General features: G+C 67.0%; 19 protein-coding genes. 13 read left to right on the forward strand and 6 right to left on the reverse strand.

Annotation, left to right across the window (positions count from 1 at the left end; translation table 11 throughout):
• Position 1 precedes the first annotated feature (1 nt).
• Genes Q0316_RS01365 through Q0316_RS01385 form a run of 5 tightly spaced genes read right to left on the reverse strand, consistent with a single transcriptional unit; the run spans position 2 to position 3,508 of the window.
• Positions 2-754, reverse strand: coding sequence for a flagellar basal body rod protein FlgF (locus Q0316_RS01365; protein WP_298668522.1), 753 nt, complete (start codon positions 752-754; stop codon positions 2-4).
• A gap of 26 nt (positions 755-780) precedes the next feature.
• Positions 781-2,043, reverse strand: coding sequence for a flagellar hook protein FlgE (locus Q0316_RS01370; protein WP_298668524.1), 1,263 nt, complete (start codon positions 2,041-2,043; stop codon positions 781-783).
• Positions 2,044-2,063: 20 nt separating this feature from the next.
• Complete coding sequence (locus Q0316_RS01375; protein ID WP_298668526.1) at positions 2,064-2,750, reverse strand: flagellar hook capping FlgD N-terminal domain-containing protein; 687 nt, start codon at positions 2,748-2,750, stop codon at positions 2,064-2,066.
• A gap of 3 nt (positions 2,751-2,753) precedes the next feature.
• Positions 2,754-3,161 carry a flagellar basal body rod protein FlgC gene (flgC, locus tag Q0316_RS01380; RefSeq protein WP_298668528.1) on the reverse strand — a complete coding sequence of 136 codons (408 nt, stop codon included), beginning with the start codon at positions 3,159-3,161 and terminating at the stop codon, positions 2,754-2,756.
• Positions 3,162-3,163: 2 nt separating this feature from the next.
• Positions 3,164-3,508, reverse strand: coding sequence for a flagellar basal body protein (locus Q0316_RS01385; protein WP_298668531.1), 345 nt, complete (start codon positions 3,506-3,508; stop codon positions 3,164-3,166).
• Between the two features lie 324 nt (positions 3,509-3,832).
• Between Q0316_RS01385 and Q0316_RS01390 the strand changes: the two genes are divergently transcribed.
• The 8 genes from Q0316_RS01390 to Q0316_RS01425 all read left to right on the forward strand — a co-directional run bounded on the left by Q0316_RS01390 (position 3,833) and on the right by Q0316_RS01425 (position 9,931).
• Positions 3,833-4,507 (forward strand): MotA/TolQ/ExbB proton channel family protein, encoded by a 675-nt coding sequence (locus Q0316_RS01390; protein ID WP_298668534.1) that lies wholly within the window; start codon positions 3,833-3,835, stop codon positions 4,505-4,507.
• Positions 4,504-5,052, forward strand: coding sequence for a flagellar motor protein MotB (locus Q0316_RS01395; RefSeq protein WP_298668536.1), 549 nt, complete (start codon positions 4,504-4,506; stop codon positions 5,050-5,052). The genes Q0316_RS01390 and Q0316_RS01395 overlap by 4 nt, the downstream gene beginning before the upstream one ends.
• The gene (locus Q0316_RS01400) at positions 5,049-5,549 is read left to right on the forward strand and encodes a flagella basal body P-ring formation protein FlgA (RefSeq protein WP_298668538.1); all 501 of its coding nucleotides are present in this window, start codon (positions 5,049-5,051) and stop codon (positions 5,547-5,549) included. The genes Q0316_RS01395 and Q0316_RS01400 overlap by 4 nt, the downstream gene beginning before the upstream one ends.
• Positions 5,550-5,612: 63 nt before the next feature.
• Positions 5,613-5,915: a flagellar biosynthesis anti-sigma factor FlgM gene (gene flgM / locus Q0316_RS01405; protein ID WP_298668541.1), complete on the forward strand. Its 303-nt coding sequence runs from the start codon at positions 5,613-5,615 to the stop codon at positions 5,913-5,915.
• Complete coding sequence (locus Q0316_RS01410) at positions 5,902-6,216, forward strand: flagellar protein FlgN (RefSeq protein WP_298668544.1); 315 nt, start codon at positions 5,902-5,904, stop codon at positions 6,214-6,216. The genes flgM and Q0316_RS01410 overlap by 14 nt, the downstream gene beginning before the upstream one ends.
• A gap of 53 nt (positions 6,217-6,269) precedes the next feature.
• On the forward strand, positions 6,270-7,121 hold the full coding sequence (locus Q0316_RS01415; protein WP_298668547.1) for a lytic transglycosylase domain-containing protein: 852 nt from the start codon (positions 6,270-6,272) through the stop codon (positions 7,119-7,121).
• Between the two features lie 6 nt (positions 7,122-7,127).
• Complete coding sequence (flhA, locus tag Q0316_RS01420) at positions 7,128-9,188, forward strand: flagellar biosynthesis protein FlhA (protein WP_298668550.1); 2,061 nt, start codon at positions 7,128-7,130, stop codon at positions 9,186-9,188.
• Positions 9,185-9,931 carry a sigma-70 family RNA polymerase sigma factor gene (locus tag Q0316_RS01425; protein WP_298668553.1) on the forward strand — a complete coding sequence of 249 codons (747 nt, stop codon included), beginning with the start codon at positions 9,185-9,187 and terminating at the stop codon, positions 9,929-9,931. Before flhA ends, Q0316_RS01425 begins: the two co-directional genes overlap by 4 nt.
• Positions 9,932-10,506: 575 nt before the next feature.
• Here the strand turns inward: Q0316_RS01425 and Q0316_RS01430 are convergent.
• Positions 10,507-11,325 carry a flagellin gene (locus Q0316_RS01430; protein WP_298668557.1) on the reverse strand — a complete coding sequence of 273 codons (819 nt, stop codon included), beginning with the start codon at positions 11,323-11,325 and terminating at the stop codon, positions 10,507-10,509.
• Positions 11,326-11,588: 263 nt separating this feature from the next.
• On the opposite strand from Q0316_RS01430, the gene Q0316_RS01435 reads away from it, so the two are divergent.
• Genes Q0316_RS01435 through Q0316_RS01455 form a run of 5 tightly spaced genes read left to right on the forward strand, consistent with a single transcriptional unit; the run spans position 11,589 to position 16,685 of the window.
• Positions 11,589-12,851, forward strand: a complete 1,263-nt coding sequence (locus Q0316_RS01435) for a sigma 54-interacting transcriptional regulator (protein WP_298668560.1) — start codon at positions 11,589-11,591, stop codon at positions 12,849-12,851.
• On the forward strand, positions 12,848-13,198 hold the full coding sequence (fliE, locus tag Q0316_RS01440; protein ID WP_298668563.1) for a flagellar hook-basal body complex protein FliE: 351 nt from the start codon (positions 12,848-12,850) through the stop codon (positions 13,196-13,198). Before Q0316_RS01435 ends, fliE begins: the two co-directional genes overlap by 4 nt.
• 1 nt (position 13,199) lies before the next feature.
• The gene (gene fliF / locus Q0316_RS01445; protein ID WP_298668566.1) at positions 13,200-14,915 is read left to right on the forward strand and encodes a flagellar basal-body MS-ring/collar protein FliF; all 1,716 of its coding nucleotides are present in this window, start codon (positions 13,200-13,202) and stop codon (positions 14,913-14,915) included.
• Positions 14,912-15,943, forward strand: coding sequence for a flagellar motor switch protein FliG (gene fliG, locus Q0316_RS01450; RefSeq protein WP_298668569.1), 1,032 nt, complete (start codon positions 14,912-14,914; stop codon positions 15,941-15,943). Before fliF ends, fliG begins: the two co-directional genes overlap by 4 nt.
• Positions 15,936-16,685 carry a FliH/SctL family protein gene (locus tag Q0316_RS01455; protein WP_298668572.1) on the forward strand — a complete coding sequence of 250 codons (750 nt, stop codon included), beginning with the start codon at positions 15,936-15,938 and terminating at the stop codon, positions 16,683-16,685. Before fliG ends, Q0316_RS01455 begins: the two co-directional genes overlap by 8 nt.
• Positions 16,686-16,689: the final 4 nt, after the last annotated feature.

Consider the following 16,689-nt stretch of genomic DNA (forward strand, 5'->3'; position numbering starts at 1 on the left):
CTCAGGCTGGAAGGCGCATGATCGAAGCAGCGCCCTCATCCATGTCTTTGGCGTTCTTGAGCAGGTTGGCCTGCACCTCGTAGCTGCGCTGGTTCTCGATCATGTCGACCAGCGCCTGCGTCATGTTGACGTTTGATCCCTCAAGCGTACCCGACACGACCTGCGCATCGAGATTTTCCGGCAGCGCACCGCCGCCGCGAACGTGAAGCAGATTGTCCACCCCCTTCACGGTGTCGGCGCCGGTGTCGGCGACGAGCTTGATCTTGTCGATCACCTCGGGCTTGCCGCTGGCATCGCCCTGCGCGACGATCGAGATCGAGCCATCCGCCCCGATCGAGAGCGAATTATACGGCGGGATGGTGATCGGGCCGCCCTGCCCCATCACCAGAAAGCCGTCGCCGGTCTGCAACGTGCCCGATGCTGAAACCGAAAGGTCGCCGCGCCGCGTATAGGCCTCGCCGCCGTCTGGCGCCTGCACCGCGATCCAGTCGTTGCGGCCCGAAACCGCCACGTCGAGGGTGCGCCCGGTGGAGATCAGCGTGCCCTGCGAGCGATCGGCATCGGTAACTTCGGACGAGGTAGGCGAACGCGCCATCAGCTCCGCGCCGCCGCCGCGCATCTGGATCTGATCGAACACGACCCGATCCGCGCGAAAGCCGGTGGTGGAGGCGTTGGCCATATTGTTGGCGATCGCGGCCTGGGCCTGCATATGCGCCCGAAGCCCCGTCGCCGCCGTATAGACCAATTTATCCATTCACGCCTCCCGCCCGTCTTTCGCGATCACGACCGGATGTTGAAGATCGTCTGCGAAATCTGGTTCGCGGTATCGAGCGCCTTGGAATTCGCCTGGAAATTGCGCTGCGCCGCGATCAGATTGACCAATTCTTCGGTGATATCGACGTTCGATCGCTCGATCGTACCCGTCATCAGCGAACCCAGGCCGTTCTGGCCGGCGGAGCCCGCCATCGCGGCGCCCGACAGGCCGGTTGCCGACCAGTAGCTCGCCCCCTCCTGCCGCAGCCCCGCCGGATTGGTGAAGTTGACGACCGCCACCTTGCCGAGATTGGCGATGCTGCCGTTCGAATAGCTCGCCTTGACCAGGCCGCCCTCGTCGATCGTCACGCCTTCGAGCTGGCCGACCGCGGAACCATCCTGCGAACGCACCGAGACGTTGAAGGGCGATGCCACCTGCGAGGTGCCGCTGTTGAATGCGAGCTTCACGGTCTGCGCCACGCTCGCCCCCGCCGGGGTGACGGGATCGAAGGTGGTCGAGCTGCCCGAGGTGAGCTGGCCGGCACTGTTGAACGTCATCGTCACCGCGCCGGAACCACCCGATTGCAACGCCTGATCGCCAATGAAGCTATGCGCCGTCCAGGTGGTGTTGCCCGCCGCGTCCGGCACCGTCTCGCGCCGGAAATAAGTGGTCATCGTCACCGCATTGCCGTTGCCGTCGTAAACGGTGCTCGACGTGGAATTGTTGTAGCTCGACGGATCGAAGCGATTGAACGTGCTGGTCGTCGGAATGCCCGCACTCGACGAGAGGTTCAGCGTATATTTGACGTTGGCGGTGGGCACCGCCACGCCGTTGGTCGCCGGCAAGTTGAGCGACACGGTCGAATCGAGCCCGCTGGCAACCACCGCGCCCGAGCCATCCACCGGATAGACCTGCAGATAGCCGCCGTTCGAATCGACGACATTGTGATTGGCATCGACGCTGAAGCCGCCGTTGCGGGTGAAATTCACCTTGGCGGATTCGGGGTTGGCCTTGACCGCGAAGAACCCGTCGCCCGAAATCGCGAGATCGAGCACGTTGGTGGACTGGATGAAGCTGCCCTGGCCGAATTGCTGGACGTTGCCCTTCACCGTCACACCCGAGCCGACCATCGAGGTGGGCGAGGTGGAGACGTTGCTGGCGATCACGTCGGCGAATTCGCTGCGCGATTTCTTGAAGCCGTTGGTGGCGACGTTGGCGAGGTTGTGGCTGATGACCGACAGATCGGTCTGCGCCGCCTGAAGGCCAGTGAGCGAGGTGTAGAAGGACATCTGGATTACTCCTGTTGAACTCAGCCGATCTGGCGGACGGTGGAGGCATCGACATCGCCGATGCCGGGAAGCGAAAGCATCGCCTTGCCACTGGCGATCGAAACCGATTGCACCGGCGCCCAGACGAGCCCGGTCGCTGGAACGGTGACGCCGCTGTTCTGGGCGGTGACGGTGACGGTGAATGGCCCGGTTCCGGCGTCGGCGCCCTGATCGGTCTTGCCGTCCCAGTCATAGAGCGCGGTGCCCTTGGCATGGGCGCCGAGCTTCATCGTCTTCAGCACCTGCCCGTTCTGATCGGCTATGGTGACGTTGACGTTGGTGGCATCGCCGCTCAGCTCGACCCCGCCGGTAAGCCCGCCGGAGGTGCGGCCATAAGCCGTGCCGCCGGGCACCAGCACCGTCTTTCCGATATAGCTGACGGCATCGGCGGTGGTGGTCGCGCCGAGCTTGTCGGAAATCGCCTTCAGCGTCGTCGACATGTCGCTGATGCCGGCGAGCGAGGAGAATTGCGCCATCTGCGCGACCATCTGGGTGTTGTCGACCGGCGCGAACGGATCCTGGTTCTGCATCTGCGCGGTCATCAGCTTCAGGAAGTCGTTCTGGCCGAGCGTGGTCGCGCCACCCGTCGTCTTGCCGGTCGCGGCGGCGCCCGTGGTCCGGTTGATGCCGAGCGAGGTGAGCGTCGAATCGAAAGTGCTAGCGGTCATTTATCAGCGCCCCATCTTGATGGTGTCGAGGATCAACGACTTGGCGGTGTTCATCACCTCGACGTTATTCTGGTAGCTGCGCGCCGTTTCCATCATGTCGACCAGCTCGCGGGTCTCATCGACGGCAGCCTCGTAGACATTGCCGTCCTTGTCCGCGATCGGGTTGGTCGGGTCGTAACGCTTGGTCGGCGTGCCGCCCGCGGTCACTACCTGCTCCACATCGACGGTGGACATGCCGGACGCCTTGTCGAAGCTGGTGCGGAACACCGGCTTGATCGTGCGATAGGCGGTATCCTCGGAACCGGAGATTCCGCCCGCATTGGCGAGATTCGACGCGGTGGTGTTCATGCGCACGAGTTGCGCGGACATCGCGCGCCCGGCGACCTGGAAGATCGACATCGGCGTGGCCATGCTCATTCTCCCCTCAGCGCGCGGGTGATCTGGCTGATCCGCCCGTTCAGAAAGGAAAGCGTCGTCTGATACTGGACGGCGTTTTCGGCGAAGGCGGTCTGCTCCTGGCTCAGATCGACGGTGTTGCCGTCCATCGAGGTCTGCAGCGGCACGCGATATTTGATGCTCGCATCGAAGCCGCCGGCACCCATCTGCTCGACCGCCGACAGCGCCTGGTGAAAATTGACATCGCGCGCCTTGAAATTGGGCGTGGAGGCGTTGGCGATGTTCGACGCGAGCAGCCCCATGCGCTGCGAGCGCACCTCTAGGGCGGAAGCGTGAACGCCGAACAACGTATCGCTGGCCATCGGCCGGGTCTCCTGCACGGGAATGTGCGCGGAAGGATCAGCAAGGCGCGTGCCAATTGTCGCCACGACGGGAAACGAGCGCGTGGCGCGGCGCGAAACGGCAAGATCTTGCCGGGCGGGCGGCAACTTTTGCCGCGCCACCGCGGCGATCCGGCAACCACATAGCCCATCTCCCCCGTCATTCCCGCGAAGGCGGGAATCCAGATGCGCGCCCGTTCCGCCTCCATCGGGATGGGCGGCGCGAATGGATTCCCGCCTTCGCGGGAATGACGGAGCGATCACACGGTATCAGGCAATTGGCACGCCCCTTGCGGAAGGGCGGGCATGACCCCCGGCACGTTCCTTGATCCCTATGCCGCGATCATCGTCGGCGGCGGCACGATCGTCGCGGCGATGCTGCGCACGCCGTCTGCCGATCTGGCGCGCGCGCTCCACGCGCTCGTCACGCTGCCGCGCCGGCGCTTCACCGCCGAGCCGCTACTCGAACAGGTCGGCGCCCTGTCGCGCATCGCGCGGCGCCACGGCACGATCGCGCTCGATCGTTCGGTGATCGTCGACGGCGATGTCGCCATCGCGATCGCGCTGATCGTCGATGGCGAGGGGGCCGAAGGCGTCGCCCGCGAATTGCGCCACCGCCGCCGCGCGCGGATCGAGCGCCACGCCGCCGCCGCCGATGCCTGGACCGGCATGGCCGAGGTGGCGCCCGCGATGGGCATGGTCGGCACGCTCGTCGGGCTGGTCGCGATGTTCACGCAGATGAGCGATCCGCGCGCGATCGGGCAGGCGATGGCGGTGGCGCTGCTCGCCACGCTCTATGGCGCGCTGATCGCCAATCTCGTCGCGATGCCGATCGCCAGCCGGTTGCGCGCCGCCGCGCGCGCCGAGGCGTTCGAGCGCGCCCGGCTCGAAGCGCCGCTCGCCGCACTCGCCGCGCGTGAGGCGCCGCGCGCGCCGGTCGCCCCGGTCAGCTTCTCACCCGCGCGGGAGGACGCATCGTGAGCGACGACGCCGCGTTCGATGAATTTCCCGCCGCCGCCCCCGCTCGCCCGCTGTGGCTGATAACGCTCGCCGATCTGGCGCTGCTGCTGATCGGCTTCTTCGTGCTGTTGCAGGCCAATCACCAGCTTGATCCGCGCCGGCTCGCCGATGGGTTGCGCGAAGGCTTCGGCGGCAGCGTCGCAATGCCGGAGCCTGCCGCGCGCGCGCCCCTGCCGATGCCGCTCGCCGCCAATGCGATGCCGGGGTTCGCGCCCGGAAGCGCCGCCTTGCCCGCATCGCCCGGCGCGCTGATCGCCTGGGCGACGGAGGCCGCGCGCGATCCGCGCGTCGCGCTCACGGTAACGGGAAGCACCGATGGCTCGGCCACCGATGTCGATGCCGCGACCGGCAGCGCCGCGGTGCTCGCCGCCGATCGCGCCCGCGCGGTCGCCGCCGCGCTCGGTGCTGTCGCGCCCGGACGCATCCTCGTCACCACCACCAACCGGCCCGGCCACCGCCAGGTCACCGTCACGTTCGCTTTCGCGGGCGAAGGAAATTCCCGATGATCGCTCTCGCCCTTCTCGCCGCCTCGTTTCAGGATATCGCCGCGCTCGATCGCGGGGTCGCCGCCTTCACCGCGCGCGCGATCGGGCAGGAGGGCGGGCCGCGCGCGGCGATTGATCCGCGCCTACGGCTCACGCAATGCCCCACCCTATCCATGGCGTGGCGCACCGACGCGCATGACGCGGTGGTCGTCTCCTGCACCGGGCCGCAGTGGCGCATCTTCGTGCCGGTGGTGATGCCGGCGAACACCACGGTCATCTCCGGCGCCGCCGCACCCGGCGCGGTGGCGCGCAATGCGGAAAAGGTCATCAAGCGCGGCGACCCGCTGACGATCGAGGCCGGATCGAACGGTTTCTCGATCACCCGCGAGGGTGTCGCGATGGGCGATGCCGCCGTCGGGGAGCGATTGATGGTGAAGGTCGAAAACGCCCGGATGCCGGTTCAGGCGGTCGCGGTCGAGGCCGGGCGCGCGACGCTTCCCGGCTGGAGCGAACAATGATGTTAAAACTTTTCCGGCGCCGGCCGTTTAACTCCACGTCAGCGATGCCGGAAAGGTGCGGACATGGTGGATTCGATCGGCGCAAGACCAGCCACGACAAGCGACCTTCCGGTCGCGCCGGTCGCGCGCGTGCTCGGCACCCAGGCGGTGCCGCCGATTTCTGCCCGATCCGAAACGGCGGTGAACGCCAATGCGCAGCCGCAGACGCTCGCATCGCGGCTCGCGGCGAAACCACCGGTGGACAGCGATCGCGTGCAGCGGATCAAGAACGCGCTGGCAAACGGCACGTTTCCGATCTCTCCCGCAACCCTCGCCGATCAGTTGATCGCACTGCGCTACGATTGGCTGTCCGATGACAAGGCGTGACGCGCTGATCCGCGTGATCGACACGCTTCACGCCGAGATCGCGGCGCTGAAGGCGAACGATATCGCCGGGCTCGAACGCGCGACGGCGGAAAAGCTCGTCGCGATCGAAACGTTGCGCGCGCTGGGCGATGGCCCCGCCGGCCCCGAATTGCGCGAACTGGCGAGCGAGGCGGATCGCCTCAACGACACCTGCCGCATATACGTCAACCTGATGGCCGCCAACGTCCGCCGCCGGTTGCAGATGCTGTCGGGCGAGGGTGGCAATGCCTATAGCCGCGGGCCGGTCTCCGCCTACGCCTGATTTTGGCACAATTATTGCTGCGTCATCCCTGAACAGGGAATCGAACGCAGCATATGACCGTCAACGCCATCACGAACGTCGGCCGCATCCAGTCCGCGATCCAGCGGGCGGCGGCGCGGACGGGAATTGATTTCGACTATCTGATGGGTCAGGCCAGGGTCGAAAGCGGCCTCAACGCCAGCGCGCGCGCCACGACATCCTCCGCATCGGGCCTGTATCAGTTCGTCGATCAGAGCTGGCTTGCGGTAATGAAGCGCCACGGTGGCGAATATGGCCTTGGCTGGGCCGCCGACGCGATCGGTCGCAACGCGTCGGGCCGCATGACGGTGAGCGATCCGGCGACGAAACAGGCGATCCTCGCGCTGCGCAACGATCCCGAAATCGCCTCCGCCATGGCCGCCGAGCACGCCGCCGACAACAAGGACGCGCTGGAAAGCTCAACCGGGCGCGCCGCCACCGGCACCGATCTCTATATGGCGCATTTCCTTGGGCTTGGCGGCGCACGGCGCTTCCTGAGCGGGATGCGGAACAATCCCGATGCCAGCGCCGCCAGCCTGTTCCCGGCGGCGGCGCGCGCCAATCACGGCGTGTTCTACGACAGCGACGGCGGCGCGCGATCGCTGTCCGAAGTCTATCAGCGCTTCGCGAGCAAGCTGGGCGACGGGGCCGGCAATGCCGGCAATACCGGCAACAATTTGCCGTCGATGCAATTCGCCGCGCAGACGCTCGACATGGATGGCGCCACGATCGTCACCGGCGCGAACCAGAATGCGACCGACGCGCTCGCCTGGGCATCGAGCGCGCTCAGCGCGCGATCGGGTCAGGCGCAGGCGGCAAGCCTGATGCGCCCGACACCGGATACCGCGCGGCTCGCTTATCTGATGCTCGCGAAGATGGGGGGCTAAGGCCAGATGAGGTTGCTCACCAACGCGCGCGGCGCGGCGCTTCCGCTGGCGATCCTGCTGCTGATGATCGTGCTCGTCGTGCCGATCCCGGCGGCGCTGCTCGATGTGTTCTTTGTCGCCAATATCGCGATCAGCCTCGCGGTGCTGATGGTCGCGCTCAACGCGCAGAAGCCGCTCGATTTCTCCTCCTTCCCCACCGTGCTGCTGTTCGCCACTTTGTTCCGCCTCGGTCTCAACGTCGCCTCCACTCGCGTCGTGCTGGTCCACGGGCATGAGGGCGAGGCGGCGGCGGGCCATGTGATCGAGGCGTTCGGCACCTTCCTGATCGGCGGCGATTATGTCGTCGGCATCTTCGTCTTCGCGATCCTGATGATTATCAACCTGATCGTGGTGACCAAGGGCGCGGGGCGCGTTTCCGAGGTGTCGGCGCGCTTCACGCTCGATGCGCTGCCCGGCAAGCAGATGGCGATCGACGCGGACCTGAACGCCGGCCTCATCACGCCCGACGAAGCCAAGGCGCGCCGCGTCGAGGTGTCGACCGAGGCGGATTTCTACGGCTCGATGGATGGTTCGTCGAAATTCGTGAAGGGCGATGCGATCGCGGCGATCCTGATCCTCGCGGCGAACATCATCGGCGGCCTGATCCTCGGACCCGTAAGCCACGGCATGTCGATCGGCGCCGCAGCCAAGGGCTATACCCTGCTCGCGATCGGCGACGCGCTGGTGGCGCAGCTTCCCAGCCTGATGCTGTCGATCGCCGCCGCCGCGATCGTCACGCGCGTCTCCTCCGAAAAGGATCTCGCCGGGCAGATCGGCAGCCAGTTCGGCTCATGGCGGACATGGGCGCCGGTCGCCGCGATCCTGGGGCTGCTCGGCATCCTGCCGGGTATGCCGCACATGGTGATCCTGCCCGCAGCCGCCATCGCCGGCTTCACCGCGTGGAAGCTGCGCCAGCTATCCACCCGCCCCGCGCCGGTGGCGGAGGCGAAGGCCGAGCCGGTCGACCAGTCCCGCATCAGTTGGGAGGAAGTGACCGACGGCATGATGGTGAACCTCGATATCGGCTACGGGCTGGTGCCGCTGGTCGACGAGCGCAAGGGCAGCCCGCTGATGTCACGCATCACGGGGGTGCGCCGGCAGCTTTCCAAGGAACTCGGCTTCGTCGTGCCGCAGGTGAAGGTGCGCGACGATATCAACCTCGCGCCCTACACCTATCGCCTGCTGGTCGGCGGCGTGGTGCTGGGCGAGGATCAGGTATCGCCCGACGAGATGCTTGCGCTCGATACCGGCACCGGCTTCGGCGAGCTTCACGGCAAGAAGGCGAAAGACCCGACCTTCGGGCTGGACGCGACATGGATCGCGCCGGGCGACGCGGACGCCGCGACCGGCGGCGGCTATCTGGTGGTCGATTCGGGCACGGTGATCGCGACGCATCTCAACCATGTGCTCGGCGCCAATGCCGCCGATCTTTTGAGCGCGGACGAGGTGCAGGCGCTGCTCGATGGCCTGAAGGAGCGCAATCCCCAACTCGTCGCCTCGCTTTCGCCACAACCATTGCCGCTCACCACGCTGACGACGGTGCTCAAGAGCCTGCTCGCCGAGGGCGTGTCGCTCAAGGAATTCCGCCGCATCGCCGGAGCGATCGCGGTGGTGGCGCAGAAGACGCAGGACGCCGAGGAAATCGTCGAGCTGATCCGCCCCGATCTTGGCCCGCTCATCATCCAGAAACTGTGCGGCGTGCGCGAGCCGCTGCGCGTGATGACGCTGGAGGGTCAGCTCGAAGGATTGCTCGGCCAGGCGATGCGCGGTGATCCCGCGCGCCGCCATGTGATCGAGCCCGATCTCGGGCGCCGCATCGTCGATGCGCTGCAACGCGCGGCGCAGCCGCTGCTCAACGAAGCGAAGCCGTTCGCGCTGGTCGTCCAGCCCGCGATCCGCATCGCGATCCGCAAACTCGTCAAAACCGTGCTGCCGGATACCCCTGTCATGAGCTTCTTCGAAGTACCCGAAGACAAGGCCGTCGAGGTCGTCGCCGTGATCGGCGCGCCAGAGGCACTCCCCGCATGAGCGCCGAGCCGCATCGCGACGCATTCGCGAACGCCACCCCGCTCACTTATAGTCCGCGCGCGCGCGCGATGGATGAAAACGCGTTGGTGCGAGAGCATCTGCCGCTCGTCCGCAAACTCGCTTGGCATGTCCACGCCAGCCTTTCGACCGCGGTGGAGGTGGAGGATCTCGTCCAGGTCGGCCTTGTCGCGCTGGTCGAGGCGGTCGGCGCGTTCGAGGATCGCGGGCAGGTGACATTCAGGCAATATCTCGCGACGCGGCTGCGCGGCGCGATGATCGACGAGCTGCGCCGTCATGCCGCCATGACGCGCGGCGCGATCCGCCGCCGGCGTGACTATCGCCGCGTCACCGCGCAGCTTTCGAACGAGCTTGGCCGCGCCCCGAGCGATGCCGAAGCTGCTGAACGGCTGGGCGTGACGGTGGAAAAGCTGCGCAGCGATTACGTCACCGCAGAGGCGGTGCGCTTCGATCCGATCGACGAGGTTTACGCCGACGATCAGCCCTGGTTCGCGAGCGACGAGCCGAACGCGTTCGATCAGCTTGCCGAAGGCGAAGTGCGCGATCTGCTGATCGCCGCGATCGAGGCGCTGCCCGAACGCGAAAAGACGGTGATCCACCTCTATCACGTCGAGGAACTGAATCTGGAGGAGATCGGCCAGGTGATCGGCGTGGGCGCCGCGCGCGTCTGCCAGATCAAGGCCGCCGCCCATGCCCGGCTGAAAAAGGCGCTCGCGCCGCGTTAGGCGGCTCCGGCCACACGCAATATCTCCGTTCGCCCTGGGCCTGTCGAAGGGCTGCCCTTCCGCGTCCGAAGTAAAGTGCAGGGCTTCGACAAGCTCGGCCCGAACGGATTCATGGATACCGCCTCTCCCTCGAAAGTATGGGCCGGGGGCGGGTCGCGTTCGGGTGAAACGATGGAGGCCCTGCAAGCCGCACACCGTATCGCGATCCGTCCCCCCACCCCAAACGGAAAGACCCCGGCGGCCAGGCGTCCCGCGCGTCTGCCCGATCAAGGCCGCCGCACATGCCTCGCTGAAGAAGGCGCTCGCGCCGCCTTAGCCGGTTCCAGCCACACACAATATCTCCGTTCACCCTGAGCTTGTCGAAGGGCTGCCCTGCCTCGCCCGAAACAAAGTGCAGGGCTTCGACAGGGTCAGCCCGAACGGATTGATGGATACCGCCCCTCCCCTGAAGAGGAGGGGCTTTTTGTCACCGTCTTCCCCGCGCAAATGAAAACCCCGGCGGCCTCATCGGCTGCCGGGGTTCGCAATCGGCTCCGACACCCGTTGGGGGGGCGGTGCCGAAGCCGATCTCTCGCTTACTGGAGCAGCTTCATCACGCCCTGCTGCGACTGGTTCGCCTGGGCGAGCATCGCGGTCGAGGCCTGTGCCAGGATCTGCGCCTTGGCGAGGTTGGTCGATTCGGTCGAGAAGTCGGCATCCTCGATCCGGCTCTTGGCGTCGGACAGGTTGTTGACGTTCGAGGTCATGTTGTTGACCGCCGACTGAAGCTGGTTCTGCGTCGCGCCCAGGCTGGCGCGGCGCGTGGAGACCGCCGCGATCGCGGTGTCGTAATTCGCCAGCGTGGCGCTCGCCACCGAGGCGCCGCTCGCGACGACGGAGGTAAGGCTCGTGCTGAGATCGCCGCCCAGCGCCAGATCCACCTTGTCGACGGCGTTGGCGCCCGCCTGGATCGAAATCGTGCCGCTCGTGCCGGCCGAACCGTCAAACAGCTTCGTGCCGTTGAACTGGGTGTTGCTCAGCACGCTGGTGATCTGCTTGGCGAGTGCGTCCTGCTCCAGCTTGATGTTGCTCACATCGCTCGCCGAATAGCTGCCGTTGCCGGCCTGAACCGCCAGTTCGCGCATACGCTGAAGCATGTTGGTCACTTCGTCGAGCGCGCCTTCCGCGGTCTGCGCCATCGAAATGCCGTCATTGGCGTTGCGGATGCCCTGGTTCATGCCGCGAATCTGCGAGGTCATCGACGCGGCGATGGCGAGGCCGGCGGCGTCGTCCTTGGCCGAATTGATGCGCTTGCCGGTCGACAGGCGATTCATCGCCTGGGACAGGTCGCGGTTCGCGGAAGCCGAGGCCGCGTTGGCGCGCATCGCGGCGGTGTTGGTTGCGATAACCGTCATGTTAGTTCTCCGTCGTGTCTGACGGGTCCGCCGCCCCCCGATATGCGGATGGCCGGGCCGTCACCTGTTCGAAACGACCGTGCGGCGGGGCGATTTAGCGCCCGATGTGAAATTTGCGAATTTTTCCAGCGCCAACGCGCGCGGGTCGCCCACGCTCGTATACGTGTGCGCGCGCCCGGAAAAAATCTGCCGCCCGGCAACTTCCTATACTTGCCGTTAACCTTTTTCGCTCATTCCGGTCTCACAGGGAAATGAGGGGGAAAATGCGCTCGATCGTTCCGTCCTCGGCAATTGCCGAACGCCATGTCGCGCTGGTCTCGTCGCTTCGCGCACAGGGCTTCGCGGTCGCCAGCCCCGGCGCCCGCGCCACCGCCGAAACGACCTGGCTCGCCGCACCGGGCGAACCGACCACGGCGCCCGCGCGCACCGTGGTGATCGGCGAGGGCGCGCGCGCGATCGTTCCGGCACGCGATGGCGCCCCGGCGCTTGTCACCTTCTCGCGTGAGGATGCGGTGATCGGCAACGCCTTCGCCCGCGCGCTGATCGCCGGCGCCGATGCCCCCACCGCCGCCGATCCGGAAAGCCTCGCGCTGTTCGCGCTGGCCGAGCGGGTCGCCGAAGCCGATATCACCGTGCTCGTCAACGGCCCCACCGGCACCGGCAAGGAAGTGCTGGCGCGCGCGATCCACATGAATTCCTCGCGGGCGAACGGTCCGTTCATCGCGATAAACTGCGCCGCCCTCCCCGAAACCATGCTGGAAGCGATGCTGTTCGGCCACCAGAAGGGCGCTTTCACCGGCGCCTCGTCGGGTGGCGAGGGCTTTTTCCGCGCGGCGCATGGCGGGACGATCCTGCTCGACGAAATCGCGGAAATGCCGCTCGCGCTGCAATCCAAGCTGCTGCGCGTGCTGCAGGAGCGCGAGGTGGTGCCGATCGGCGCCACGCATCCGGTTGCGGTCGACGTGCGCGTCATCGCCTGCGCCAACCGCGATCTTCAGGCGGAGGTGGCGGAAGGCCGCTTCCGCGCCGATCTTTACTACCGCCTGTCGGTGTTCCCGCTCGCCACCAAGGCGCTGGCGGATCGCCCGCAGGATATTCCCGCGCTCGCCGCGACGATGATCCTGCGCCATGCGCGCAACCGCGCGATCGTGCCATGGCCGTCGGCGGAGGCGATCGCCGCGCTCGCCGCGCATGACTGGCCCGGCAACGTCCGCGAGCTGGAAAACGTCATCCAGCGCGCGCTGCTGTTCGCCGCCGGCGACACGATCGAGGCGAGCCACATCCTGTTCGATCGCCCCGCCGCCGCGCCGCGCCCGATCGGCGACGAACCGGCGACGCTGGGCAAGGTGGTGCAGCTTTCCGAATTCGCCGCGATCCGCGAGACACTGCGGGCCTGCAACGGCAGTCGCATCGAAACCGCGCGGCGGCTCGGCATTTCCGAACGCACGCTACGTTATCGCCTCGCCCGCGCCCGCGAGCAGGGTGAGGATATCGCGGCGGCGCATGGCCGGGTCGCCTCGGCATGAGCGGGATCGACAGCCTTGGCGGCATTGATCGGGTGATGGCGCTTCGCGCGCAGATCCTCGAACGCAACGCCGCGCTTTCCAGCGCGAGCCAGACGGCGGCGAAGCCCGCCGGGGCGGCGACGCAGGGCGCGAACTTCGCGCAGTCGATGGAGACCGCGCTCTCCAAGGTCAACGACACGCAGCAGAAGGCCTCCGCGCTTTCCGAAGCCTATGAACGCGGAGAAACGGTGGACATCGCCAAGGTGATGCTCGCCCGTCAGGAAGCCTCGGTCGGCTTCGAAGCCACGCTCCAGGTCCGCAACAAGATCCTGTCCGCCTACAAGGACATCATGAGCATGCCGGTGTAACATGGCCAACGCACTCGCTCCCAACAATCCGGTGATCCCCGAACGGTTCGCCAATCCGCTCCGGCAAATCCAGGGCGCGCTCGCGCAGCCCGCGGTGCGCCGCGCCGGCCCGATGGCGTTGCTGATCGGGCTGATCGGCGCGGCGGCGCTCGCCTGGGCGATGCTGTCGACGCCGCCGCAGAAAACGCTGTTTTCGGGGCTGGCGGATAGCGACAAGGCGGCGGTAACCTCCGCGCTCACCGCGGCGAACATCAAGAGCCGCGTCGACAGCGGCACCGACACGATCACCGTGGCGGAGGATGATTTTGCCCGCGCACGGATGCTGTTGGCGAGCCAGGGCCTGCCGAAGGCGACCCCCGCCGGCTATGCGATCCTCGATCAATTGCCGATGGGCGTATCGCGCGCGGTGGAGGGCGAACGGCTGCGTCAGGCGCGTGAGACTGAACTTGCCCGATCGATTCAGGAAATCGACACGGTGGCGGAAGCGCGCGTCCACCTCGCCATGCCCGAATCGAGCGTGTTCGTGCGCGACAATGCCGCGCCATCAGCCTCGGTCGTGCTCAAGCTGCAACCGGGGCGTTCGCTGAGCGACGCGCAGGTCGGCTCGATCATCAACCTCGTCGCCTCCTCGGTGCCGGGGATGAAGCCCGATAACGTCACGGTCGTCGATCAGATGGGCGGGCTGCTGTCCAAATCCGGCGGGCAGGACAGCAATGGCGGCGAACAGCGCATCCGCGTCCAGCGCCAGATCGAGGACAAATATCGCCAGCAGCTCATCCAGTTGCTCACGCCGCTGGTCGGTGCGGGGAATTTCACCGCCGAGGTGCAGGCCGACGTCAACCTCGACGAGACGCAGGCGACGCGCGAAAGCTATGACAAGCAGGGCGCGCTCCGCGCCGAGGCCGGCAACTGGACGGGCAATCAGGCCGCCAACGGATCGCAGGCGCCCGGCGGCATCCCCGGCGCGCTCAGCAACACACCGCCGCCCGCCAGCACGCTCCAGAAGGCGCAGCCGGCAACGGGCGCGCAGCCGACGCCCGCCCCCTCGCCAGTGGCCGGCGGGCCTGCGCCGGATGCCAACAAGCAATCCGATCAATTCCAGCGCGCCTATGATCTGGGCAAGGAAGTCTCGGTCACGCGCGCCGCGCCGGGCGGGATCAAGCGCCTCTCGGTCGCCGTGCTGCTGCGCGAACCCGAGAAAGGCCGCCGCACCGCGATGGAAGTGGGCCAGATCACCGATCTGGTGAAATCGGCCGTGGGCTTCGATGCCACGCGCAACGACAATGTGACGGTCATCAGCAAGAAGTTCGCCGATGCCACAACCGCTTCGACCGGCCCGAAATGGTATGACAATAGCTGGCTGCCGGTGATCGCGCGCAATCTTACCGCGATCGTCATCGCGCTGCTGGTGCTGCTGCTCGGCGTCCGCCCGCTGGTCAAGGCCCTGATGAAGAAGCGCGATGATGCTGGCGACGGGCCGCGCGCGGCGCTCGGCGCGCCGATGGGCAGCGCAAGAGGCGAAGGCGGTATAGGTGGCGAAGGCGGCGAAAACGGCGAAGGTGCGGGCATAGCGGTGACCGATCCGGTCGGGATCGAGGATCTCGAGCGCGCGCGCGGCTATGAGGAACGGATCGGCGCGGTTCGCGGCTTCACGCGAGACAATCCCGCGCGGGCGGCGCTCGCCGTGCGCGACATGATCAAGGCCGACGCCCGGTGAACGCGCCCACCATCGCCCCTACCACCGCCATCGTCCGCAGCTTCAGCGGCATAGAACGCGCTGCTGTGCTGATGATGCTCGTCGGGGAGGAGGAAGCCGCCGCCATCCTCCAGAAGCTGGAGCCCGACGAGGTGCGCCAGCTCGGCAAGGCGATGTTCACCGTAGCGGACGTCAGCGAGGCCGAGGTGGAGGGCGTGCTCGACGATTTCGTCGATCGCGCGCGCGATCGCACCGGCATCACCTTTGACCCGCGCCCCAAGATCGAGGCGGTGATGCACCGCGCGCTTGGCGCCGAAAAGGCCGATAGCGTGCTCGCCCGCATCACCCCGCCCGAAGCGGCGTGCGGGATCGACCTGCTCGACTGGCTCGACGCGGGTGAGATCGCCGCGATGATCGAGAAGGAGCATCCGCAGATCGCCGCCGTGCTGATCGCCAATCTCGATCCGTCGGTGGGCAGTCAGGTGCTCGAATTGCTGCCGGGCGCCGTGCAGCCCGAAATCCTGCATCGCATCGCCAAACTCGGCCCGATCACGCCGGAGGCGGTGGACACCCTGCGCACGATGCTCGCCAACCGCAGCGTATCGAACCAACAGGCCACCCAGGTGCAGCTCGGCGGCACGCGCGAGGCGGCGAAGATCCTGCAAGGCGCGCGCAAAGCGACCGAACAGCGCGTGATGCCCAAGCTGTTCAAGCTCGACAAGGAAACCGCCAAGGCGATCGAGGAGGCGATGTTCGTGTTCGACAATCTACTCGACATGGACGACAAGAATCTCGGCACGCTGATCCGCAATATCGACGGCGACATCCTGACCCGCGCGCTGAAGGGCGTGGACGAGGCGGCGCGCACGCGCTTCCTCGGCTGCATGTCGGCACGCGCGGCGGACGGCATCCGCGACGAGATGGAGGCACGCGGCCCGATGAAACTCTCCGAGGTGCTGGATGCGCAGAAGGCGATCATCCAGATCGCGCGCAATCTGGCGAAGGACGGCACGATCATGATGGGCGCGGGCGAGGACGATTATGTCTGAGCCGGCACGCGGTTTCGTCGCGGGGCTTTCCGCACGGCACAACGATGCGGCGGTGCGGCTGCGCCGCGTGCTCTCGGAGCGCCCGGCGGGTTTTGCGCCGGCCGATCTGATCGACCGGATCGAACATGCGTTCGGCACGCCCGCCGCGCGCCAGCCAGGCGGCTACACCCCCGCCAGCCGCGATCCGGCACCCACCGAAGAATGGGATTTGGTCGAACCCGATGCCGAACCCGCGCCGTTCCTCGATCCGATCGAGGCCGCGCGGCAAGCGGGCCATGAACAGGGCCTTGCCGCCGCGCGCGCCGAACAGGGCGAAGCGGCGGAGCGCGATCGCGCGATGCTCGCCCGGCTGATCGAGGCGCTGCGATCGGATGCGCGGATCGACCGCGAGCGGCTGGCACGCCAGCTTCGCCAGACCGTGCTGCATCTGGTATCGCGGATCGTGGGGGAGGCGGATATCTCGGGCGAATTGCTCGGCGCGCGCGTCAGCGCCGCGAGCGATCTGATCGCCGAGGCCAGCGAAAGCGCGGTGCTGCGCGTCAACCCCGCCGATATGGCGCTGATCGCCGGGCATCTGCCCTCGACGATCGCCCCGATCGGCGACACAGGGATAGCACGCGGCAGCTTCGTGCTGGAAGCCGCATCAACGATCGTTGAGGACGGGCCGGAACTGTGGCTCGAACAACTCGCGCGGACGCTGGACAAGGTGGCGGTGCCGGCCTTTTCGCCCGCGAACGACTGACGCC

The organism is uncultured Sphingomonas sp. (assembly GCF_937871615.1).
In the GTDB taxonomy this organism is placed as follows: Bacteria; Pseudomonadota; Alphaproteobacteria; order Sphingomonadales; family Sphingomonadaceae; genus Sphingomonas.

Coding starts and splice junctions, on each gene's coding strand:
- fliE (WP_298668563.1), top strand. CDS start 12,848: ATGAGCGGGATCGACAGCCTTGGCGGCATTGATCGGGTGATGGCGCTT.
- Q0316_RS01410 (WP_298668544.1), top strand. CDS start 5,902: ATGACAAGGCGTGACGCGCTGATCCGCGTGATCGACACGCTTCACGCC.
- flgC (WP_298668528.1), bottom strand. CDS start 3,161: ATGGCCACGCCGATGTCGATCTTCCAGGTCGCCGGGCGCGCGATGTCC.
- Q0316_RS01415 (WP_298668547.1), top strand. CDS start 6,270: ATGACCGTCAACGCCATCACGAACGTCGGCCGCATCCAGTCCGCGATC.
- fliF (WP_298668566.1), top strand. CDS start 13,200: ATGGCCAACGCACTCGCTCCCAACAATCCGGTGATCCCCGAACGGTTC.
- Q0316_RS01435 (WP_298668560.1), top strand. CDS start 11,589: ATGCGCTCGATCGTTCCGTCCTCGGCAATTGCCGAACGCCATGTCGCG.
- Q0316_RS01455 (WP_298668572.1), top strand. CDS start 15,936: ATGTCTGAGCCGGCACGCGGTTTCGTCGCGGGGCTTTCCGCACGGCAC.
- flgM (WP_298668541.1), top strand. CDS start 5,613: ATGGTGGATTCGATCGGCGCAAGACCAGCCACGACAAGCGACCTTCCG.
- Q0316_RS01430 (WP_298668557.1), bottom strand. CDS start 11,325: ATGACGGTTATCGCAACCAACACCGCCGCGATGCGCGCCAACGCGGCC.
- Q0316_RS01375 (WP_298668526.1), bottom strand. CDS start 2,750: ATGACCGCTAGCACTTTCGATTCGACGCTCACCTCGCTCGGCATCAAC.
- Q0316_RS01370 (WP_298668524.1), bottom strand. CDS start 2,043: ATGTCCTTCTACACCTCGCTCACTGGCCTTCAGGCGGCGCAGACCGAT.
- Q0316_RS01425 (WP_298668553.1), top strand. CDS start 9,185: ATGAGCGCCGAGCCGCATCGCGACGCATTCGCGAACGCCACCCCGCTC.
- Q0316_RS01400 (WP_298668538.1), top strand. CDS start 5,049: ATGATCGCTCTCGCCCTTCTCGCCGCCTCGTTTCAGGATATCGCCGCG.
- flhA (WP_298668550.1), top strand. CDS start 7,128: ATGAGGTTGCTCACCAACGCGCGCGGCGCGGCGCTTCCGCTGGCGATC.
- Q0316_RS01365 (WP_298668522.1), bottom strand. CDS start 754: ATGGATAAATTGGTCTATACGGCGGCGACGGGGCTTCGGGCGCATATG.
- Q0316_RS01385 (WP_298668531.1), bottom strand. CDS start 3,508: ATGGCCAGCGATACGTTGTTCGGCGTTCACGCTTCCGCCCTAGAGGTG.
- Q0316_RS01390 (WP_298668534.1), top strand. CDS start 3,833: ATGACCCCCGGCACGTTCCTTGATCCCTATGCCGCGATCATCGTCGGC.